A 7,887-nucleotide genomic window follows, 5' to 3' on the forward strand; every position below is an offset into this window, starting at 1 on the left:
GCCCTGTCCGCCGGCCGCGGGGCCGAGCAGCGAGACGGCGCCGGCGAGGCTGCCGCCGTCCATGGCCACGGGGTCGCCGGGGCGATGCGCCCACTCGACGGTCACGCCGGTCGAGGCGCTCATCGCGAACTCGCCCTTGACGACGACGCCGCGCGCGGTCGTGCCGCTGACGAGGGCGTTGCCGCCGATCAGGACGTCGACCGTGCCGTCGCCGGCGTCGCGGACGGTGCCGCCGGCGATCGAGGCGATCTGCTCGGTGAGGCGGGCGCGGGCGTCGATCAGCTCGTTGGCGCTGGTGCCGTCCTGCACGGCCGAGCGGATGCGGCCGTTGAGGTCGGCGACCTGGCGGGCGGCGTCGTTCAGCTGGACGCCGAGGGTCTGGGCGGTGCCGCGGGTGGCGCTCCACTGGTCCTCGACGGCCTGGTGGCCGGAGGCGATGCTCGCGGCGAGGGTCTTCGCCTGGCCGAGCAGCACCGACGCGGGGCCGGTCTGGTCGGGATGGCTGCCGACGTCGCTCCACGAGTTCCAGAAGGCGCCGAGCTGGGCGGTGATGCCCGTGCTGCGCGGCTCGCCGAGGCCCTGCTCGAGGGACGAGAGCGCATCGGCACGCACCGACTGGTAGCCGGCGGCGGCCGCGGCGCCGCGGACCTGGCCGTCGACGACGGCGTTGCCGAGGCGGGCGATCGCGTCGACCGCGACGCCCTGCCCGGGCACGACGCCCGCGCTGAAGCGGCCCGTCCGGGCGGGCGCCTCGACCGAGCTCTGGCCGACGCGCTGGCGCGTGTACCCCTCGGTGTTGACGTTGGCGATGTTCTGGCCGGTCACGTCGATGCCGGTGCGGGCGGCGACGAGGCCGGTGTAGGCGGTGTGCAGGCTGCCGAAGGTGCTGACCATCACAGCCGCCCGTCGAAGAGCTGACCGCCGGAGACCTGGCTGCCGGAGGCGGCGCCCGCGCCGGCACGTCCGGCGCGCGACGCCGAGGCGCCCCCGACAGAGCCGCTGGCGTCGTAGATGCTGCCGGCGGCCGCGTCGGCCGCCGTGGCCATGGTCTCCTGCGTCGCCCGGGCGGCGGCACGGAGGAACCGCTCGTTCTCGTCGCGCAGCTGCGCGATGCGGGCGGTGAGGTCGGTCATCGACCTCAGGTGAGCCGTGAAGATCTCTCCCCAGGGGCCTGCGGGAGCCGCGGCGATGATCTCGCGGAGGGGCGCCTCCTCGTCCGTGCCCCACTCCTGGGCGACCGACGAGACCTCGACGGCACGGGCCAGCCCGGCCTCGCGGAGGCGCTCGAGCACCTGCTCGACCTCGCGGGTCGCGTGCTCGATCCAGCGGGTGCGGCCGGCGGTGAGCAGCAGCTGCTCCTCCTCCAGCTTGAAGGTCAGCAGCTCCAGCAGCTCTCGCTCACGCCAGAGCAGCGCGGACAGCTCGTTCGCGCCCATGGGGCCTCCTCGGTCAGGGGGTCGTCGGGTGGTGCAGCGGAGCGGTGATGTCCTCTGCACGGGGGACTATCGGCGTCCCGCCGTCCGGCGTTAGGGGACGGGCGTCCGCGCCGCACGGCTCGGACCGTACGCGAGGCTCGCATCCGATCGGGTGACACCCCTTAACCAGCAATACACCCCTGAATCACGGGGTGTATTGCTGGTTAAGGGGTGTTCCGCGTTGGCCTGGTCAACCCGTCCGATGGCCTGTCGCAGACCGAGAACGTCGTCTTAGACGGCGATGTAGTTGCCGTTGTCGTACAGCAAGAACGACTGTGCGCCTTCCGGCACGATGTACGCGGTGTACCCGGTGAAGACAGACCCAGGGTAAAGAGTCGGCCCGTCGTTCATCGAGGACATCCCCTCGCTGAACGTGATGTATTCGCTGTCGTACCGGTTGCCCTCGGGCGTGGCCAGGGACAGGTCGTACGACGCCAACGAAGGCTCCACCCCGTCGGGGTCGATTCCGGTCATGGTGAGTTCTGCCACGACATATTTGAAGCCGGCCGGCGCATCGCTGTTGAACATGTTGTACTGCTCGACGAGCGCGTTGGCGTTGGCGTCCACGATCCTCGCGGTCAAGCTGTACTTGTCGCCGCCGAGGAAACCCTTCGCTACGTAGGGCTGCGGTACGGGGCTCTCGATCGTGCCAGCCTCTGCGGGTGCCTCAGCCGCCGCCGGCTCCGGCTCGGGTGTCTCAGGCGCCGGCGCCTCGGTCGCTTCGGCGGGGGCGCTCTCCGACGACGTCGGCTCATTAGACTCGGTCTCACTCGCCGCCGTGGAGGAGGAGTCCGGATCGTCGGCCCCCGCGCCCGCGCCCAAGACGATGATCCCGGTGAGCAGGGCGACGCTGCCGAGGGCAAGGCCGACGATGGCCAGCCCCTTCGGCTGCTTCTTGATCAGCGCACAGATCGCCACGACGACGGCTGCGATGGCGAGGAGGAGGCCGAGCACGGGCACGAGACCAGTCAGGAACGCAACGATGCCAAGGACGAGGGCTGCGACAGCCAGGTTCCTCGAGGGAGACGCCTGCGCGGCTCCCTGGGGCCGGTAAGGAGCCGTCTGCTCGGGCGGAGCCACCGGCGGCGCCATCGCCGGAGCTGCCTGCTGGACTGTCGGAGATGTCGGAGCCGTCTGCGCAGGGGCAGGCTGTCCCTCCAGCCAGCGCTGTCCGTCCCAATAACGTTGTTCGTTGTTCGCATGCGGTGCTGGGTACCAGCCGGCGGGCGTCTCCTGGGGCAAGGTTCGATCTTTCGGGTAATGGCGCGTCGCGCCTCGGGTGCGTCGGGACCTCACGGTGCATCTCGTCGTGAGCGGAGCATCAGGCTCGACCGCGAACAGCGACGTCTGCTCGTGGCGAATCCACGACCAGCGTCCTGAGCGCGTTCGTGTTCCCGCATGCCCCCGGGTACAAAGTAGGGGAAAGCGAACGATTCTCGCGACTAGGCCTGCGCCCCAGAACGGGTGCAGGCCGGACTGGTGACGACGCGCCCAGCGCCGGCGTCGGCTCGTAGTCCTCGTTCAGTCGTGTGCCGGCGCGGGTCGTCCGTGCCTCAGGCCAGGCCGCGCACCGAGAACACCTGGTCGAGGAACACCCGCCCCGCACCGCGCAGCCCGCCCGAGCCCTGGTGCCGCGTGACCTCGACGAGCAGCTGGTCGGTCGCCATCGGCAGGCAGTCGGCCCAGAGCGTCGAGCGGACGCCGGCGACGAAGACGTCGGAGTCGGCCAGCACGCCGCCGAGCACGAGCCGGTCGGGGTTGAAGAAGTTGACGATGGTCGCGAGCACGCCGCCCGTCATCACCCCGGCTCCGCGCAGCAGGCCGGTGGCGAGGGGGTGCGCGTCGCGGGCCAGGTCGATCATCGCCTCGACGGTCGAGACGTCGTGGCCCGCCAGCTGCATCTCGCGCACGAGCGCGTTGCCCGAGGCGAGCGCGTCGAGGCAGCCGGTGCGGCCGCACGAGCACGGGACGGCGGTCGCGCCGGGCACCGTGACGTGGCTGATGTCGCCTGCCCAGCCGTTGCTGCCCGTGTAGAGCTCGCCGCGCGAGACGATGCCGCAGCCGATGCCCGAGCCGACCTTGACGAAGACCTGGTCGGCGGGCACGGCCTCGTCGCCCTCGGCCACGAGCTCGCCGGCCGCCATGAGGTTCGCGTCGTTGTTGACCACGACGGGCAGGTCGATCTCGCGCCGCACGACCTCGGCGACCGAGACGCCGTTCCAGCCGGGCATGCGCGAGGGCGAGACGATGCGCGCGGTCGTCGACGAGACGGGGCCGGGCACGCCCACCGACAGGCCGCTCAGGCGAGCGTGCCCGGGGTCGCCCAGCTCGTCGAGCATCCCGAGGAGGTGCGCCAGCGACGCCGACAGGACCGCGGTCGGCCCCTCGGCCACGTCCAGGGCCACGTGGCGCTCGGCCAGCAGCGCGCCCGAGAAGTCGACCAGCCCGAAGGAGGCGCGGTCGACGCCGAGGTCGACGCAGCCGACGAGGCCGGCGTCGCCGCGGATCTGCAGCCGCCGGGGTCGGCGGCCGCCCCGCGACGCGCCCTCGCCCGTCTCGACGACGTGGCCGAGACGGATCAGGTCCTCCACGCGGGAGGCGACGGTCGAGGGAGACAGCCCGGTCACCCGGGCGAGGTCCGCGCGTGACCTCGCGGCGCCCGTCCTCAGCGGACGCAGCACCTCGACGGCCTGGGGCGTGTGGCGGGGAGGGGCGCGGAACGCCTCGGTCGTCGTCATGGGCCCCTCGCGATGATCGGTCGCGAACCTGATCAGGCTGGTCGCGTTTCTCCAGTATTGCACGAAGTTGATCGAAATCTACGTGTAACAATCGCACAGTAGGTTCCCGTCCCACACGGACGACGACCTCACCGGACGGCGACGCGGCCCCCTGCCGCACCTCTCGAGAAAGCGGCACCAGCGTGGACAGCACCGCCTCAGGCACCAGCGCGAACGACATGATCACGATGCGCGACGTCCAGAAGCACTTCGGCGAGCACCACGTCCTCAAGGACGTCACGCTCAGCGTGGCGCCGCGCGAGGTCGTCGTGGTCGTGGGCCCCTCCGGCTCGGGCAAGTCCACGCTCTGCCGCTGCCTGAACCGGCTCGAGACGACCACGAGCGGCGAGATCCTCGTCGACGGCGTCCGGCTGCCCGAGGAGGGCAAGGCGCTCGCCGCCCTCCGCTCTGACGTGGGCATGGTGTTCCAGTCGTTCAACCTCTTCGCGCACCGCACGATCCTCGACAACGTGACCCTGGCGCCGATCACCGTGCGGGGGGAGTCGAAGAAGGACGCCCAGGCCCACGGGCTGGAGCTGCTCGCCCGGGTCGGCATCGCCGACAAGGCCGACGCGTTCCCCGCCCAGCTCTCGGGCGGCCAGCAGCAGCGAGCCGCGATCGCCCGCGCGCTCGCCATGCGCCCGAAGGTGATGCTGTTCGACGAGCCGACGTCGGCGCTCGACCCCGAGATGGTGAACGAGGTGCTCGACGTGATGGTCTCCCTCGCCGCCGAGGGGATGACGATGATCGTCGTCACCCACGAGATGGGCTTCGCCCGTCGCGCCGCCGACCGCGTCGTGTTCATGGACGACGGCCGCATCGTCGAGCAGGCCGACCCGGCCACCTTCTTCGACCACCCCGAGTCCGACCGGGCGAAGGCGTTCCTGTCGAAGATCCTCACCCACTGACCTCCTCCCCCTCCGCACCTCCCGCAGCACCACCTCCCACAGCAGCCCCATCGAAGAGAGGCACCACCTTGCGCACCTCCCCCTCCCCCCTCCGCCTGCGTCGGGTCGTCCCGGCAGCCGTGGCCGTCGTCGCCATGCTCGGCCTCGCGGCCTGCTCGAGCGACAGCTCGGCCGTCCCCGGCGCCGACCCCAGCGCCTCCTCGGCCGCCTCGGCCCTCGACGAGGTCTACGCGAACGCGGTCGTCGCGGACGCGGCCGACATCCTGCCCGACTCGACGATGGCCAAGATCAAGGAGCGCGGGAAGCTGATCGTGGGCGAGGCACTCGACGCGCCGCTCCTCTCGCAGCAGGACCCGTCGAACCCCGACGACGTGCAGGGCTTCGACGCCGACCTCGCCAAGCTGCTCGCCATCTACATCCTGGGCGAGCCGAACGTCGAGATCGTCCCGCCCGCCTCCGAGACCCGCGAGGCCCTGCTGCAGAACGGCACCGTCGACGTCGTCTTCAACACGTACACGATCACGGAGGAGCGGGCCGAGCAGATCTCGTTCGCCGGCCCCTACCTGGAGTCCGGCCTGGCCGTCGCGGTGAAGGCCGACAACGACGACATCGAGGGCATCGAGGACCTCGGCGGCAAGAAGGTCATCGTCGGCGCCAACACGCCCGCCGTCACCGCCGTGCCCGAGGAGCAGCCGACCGCCACGCTCGTGTCGTTCGCGACCGACCCGCAGGCGATGCAGGCCCTCAAGCAGGGCCGCGGCGACGCGTACGTGCAGGACTTCACGCTGCTCGCCTCGAACGCCGCGTCGGACGACTCGATCAAGGTCGTCGGCCAGCCCTTCACGACCGAGGCCTACGGCATCGGCCTCGCCAAGGACGACGCCGACTTCAAGGCGTTCGTCAACGACTGGCTCGTGCAGATCGAGGACGACGGCACCTGGGCGAAGGTCTGGGACGCGACCCTCGGCGCGGCCGTCGAGTCGGACACCCCCGACGCCCCCGAGATCGGCTCGGTCCCCGGCTCCTAGCCCGACGACGGGCGCGGTGCGCCGGCCGGCCGTGGGGGCGACCCGACGGCCGGCCGGCACCCGGCCTCTCGCTGCAGTCGCGCCTCCTGCGCTCCGCCCGTTCGCCGCACCGCCCCGTTCTCCGCCCCACCCGCCCTCGGCCCGAAAGACCCCATGGACCTCTTCGTCGACAGTGCAGGGCCGCTCCTCACGGCCCTCGGCACGACGATCGTGATGGCGCTCGTCGCCGGCGCCGGGGCCCTCGTGCTCGGAACGCTCGTCGCCGCCGCCCGGATCAGCCCGGTGCCCGTGCTGCGCGGCGCCGCCTGGGCGTACACGCAGTTCTTCGTGAACGTGCCGCTGCTGGCGCTGCTGATCCTCGCCGTCTTCGCCCTGCCCGACGCCGGGCTGATCATGCCGCTCGCGCCGACGACGGTGCTCGTGCTCGCCCTCTACGAGGCCGCCTACGTCGCGGAGGCGGTGCGCAGCGGCGTGAACACGGTCGGCAACGGCCAGATCGAGGCGAGCAGGGCCCTCGGGCTGACGCTCGGCCAGACGCTCCGGCTCGTCGTGCTGCCGCAGTCGCTGCGGGCGGCCGTGCAGCCGATCGGCAACGTCATGATCGCGCTCACGATGAACACGGCGCTCGCCGCGGCCGTCGGCGTCGTCGAGCTGACCAGCGCCGTGAACAAGCTCAACCTCGTCCAGGCCCAGCCGATCCTGGTCTTCACCGCAGCCGGCCTCGTCTACATGGTGCTCGCCCTCGTCATCGGCCTCGGCGCCGGACGCCTCGAACGAAAGGCGGCGATCGTCCGATGACCACGCCGACCACCTCCTCCTCCCGTCCTGACGGCGGTGCGGCTGCCGTCACCACCGCCTCCGCCTCCGTCCGGAAGGTGCCCACGGTCTCGCTCTACGACGAGCCGGGCCCCCGGACGCGACGCGCCATCCGGCTCTGGTCGGTCGTCGTCGTCCTCGCCCTCGCGGGGCTCGTCGCCGCCGGGCTCGTCCAGTTCGGCTCGCGCGGGCAGCTCGACGCCGACCGCTGGACGCCGTTCCTCTCCTGGCCGATCTGGCAGTACCTGCTCGTGGGGCTCTGGGGCACGATCCAGGCCGCCGCCCTCGTCGCGGTGCTCGGCGGCGCGCTGGGCCTCCTGCTCGCGCTCGGGCGGCTGAGTCCGCGTCGCCCGGTGCGCTGGCTCTCGACCGCGTACATCGAGGTCGCCCGCACCGTGCCGGTGCTGCTGCTCATCTACCTGATGTTGTTCGGGCTGCCGCAGCTCGGCCTCGACCTGCCGCTGATCTGGAAGCTCGTCGTGCCGTTGACCGTGGCGAACTCGGCCGCGTTCGCCGAGATCGTCCGCGCCGGGATCCTCGGGCTGTCGCGCGGCCAGCGCGAGGCCGGGCTCAGCCTCGGGCTCTCGTCGGCGCAGACGACCCGGCTCGTCGTGCTGCCACAGGCGCTCCGCTTCGTGACGCCGTCGCTGGTGACCCAGCTGGTCAGCCTGGTCAAGGACACCTCGCTCGGCTACATCGTCGCCTTCACCGAGCTGCTCTACCGCGGCCAGGTGCTGTCGTCGTTCAACCACCTCCTGATCCAGACGTTCCTCGTCGTGACGCTCGTGTACCTCGTCTTCAACGGGGCGCTGTCGATGCTCGCCGCCCGCCTGCGGGCACGGCCGTCGCGGCGCAGCCCCCGGCGCGCCGCGGCCCCCGTGCC

Annotated in this window: 8 protein-coding genes; 4 read left to right on the forward strand and 4 right to left on the reverse strand. The window is 71.8% G+C overall.

Annotated features, from left to right (window positions below; all coding sequences use genetic code 11):
• The 4 genes from RWM17_RS10080 to RWM17_RS10095 form a co-directional block, all read right to left on the reverse strand.
• Nucleotides 1–894, reverse strand: an 894-nt coding sequence (locus tag RWM17_RS10080; RefSeq protein WP_314103270.1) for a FlgK family flagellar hook-associated protein, incomplete at its 3' end; no start/stop codon positions are given.
• Nucleotides 894–1,436, reverse strand: coding sequence for a flagellar protein FlgN (locus RWM17_RS10085; RefSeq protein WP_123547621.1), 543 nt, complete (start codon nt 1,434–1,436; stop codon nt 894–896). The genes RWM17_RS10085 and RWM17_RS10080, both read right to left, overlap by 1 nt.
• A gap of 270 nt (nt 1,437–1,706) precedes the next feature.
• Complete coding sequence (locus tag RWM17_RS10090) at nt 1,707–2,717, reverse strand: DUF2510 domain-containing protein (RefSeq protein ID WP_314103274.1); 1,011 nt, start codon at nt 2,715–2,717, stop codon at nt 1,707–1,709.
• 311 nt (nt 2,718–3,028) lie between these two features.
• The gene (locus RWM17_RS10095) at nt 3,029–4,276 is read right to left on the reverse strand and encodes an ROK family transcriptional regulator (RefSeq protein WP_314103277.1); all 1,248 of its coding nucleotides are present in this window, start codon (nt 4,274–4,276) and stop codon (nt 3,029–3,031) included.
• A gap of 155 nt (nt 4,277–4,431) precedes the next feature.
• Between RWM17_RS10095 and RWM17_RS10100 the strand changes: the two genes are divergently transcribed.
• The 4 genes from RWM17_RS10100 to RWM17_RS10115 all read left to right on the forward strand — a co-directional run.
• Nucleotides 4,432–5,160 carry an amino acid ABC transporter ATP-binding protein gene (locus RWM17_RS10100; RefSeq protein ID WP_123548277.1) on the forward strand — a complete coding sequence of 243 codons (729 nt, stop codon included), beginning with the start codon at nt 4,432–4,434 and terminating at the stop codon, nt 5,158–5,160.
• Between the two features lie 68 nt (nt 5,161–5,228).
• The gene (locus RWM17_RS10105) at nt 5,229–6,188 is read left to right on the forward strand and encodes a glutamate ABC transporter substrate-binding protein (protein WP_314103281.1); all 960 of its coding nucleotides are present in this window, start codon (nt 5,229–5,231) and stop codon (nt 6,186–6,188) included.
• Nucleotides 6,189–6,341: 153 nt separating this feature from the next.
• Entirely contained in the window at nt 6,342–6,986 is a 645-nt protein-coding gene (locus RWM17_RS10110; protein ID WP_314103283.1) for an amino acid ABC transporter permease, read from the forward strand.
• The coding region (locus tag RWM17_RS10115) for an amino acid ABC transporter permease (protein ID WP_314103285.1) at nt 6,983–7,887 on the forward strand (905 nt) is incomplete at its 3' end. The genes RWM17_RS10110 and RWM17_RS10115, both read left to right, overlap by 4 nt.

This window comes from uncultured Frigoribacterium sp. (genome assembly GCF_963515265.1).
Classification (GTDB): Bacteria; Actinomycetota; Actinomycetes; order Actinomycetales; family Microbacteriaceae; genus Frigoribacterium.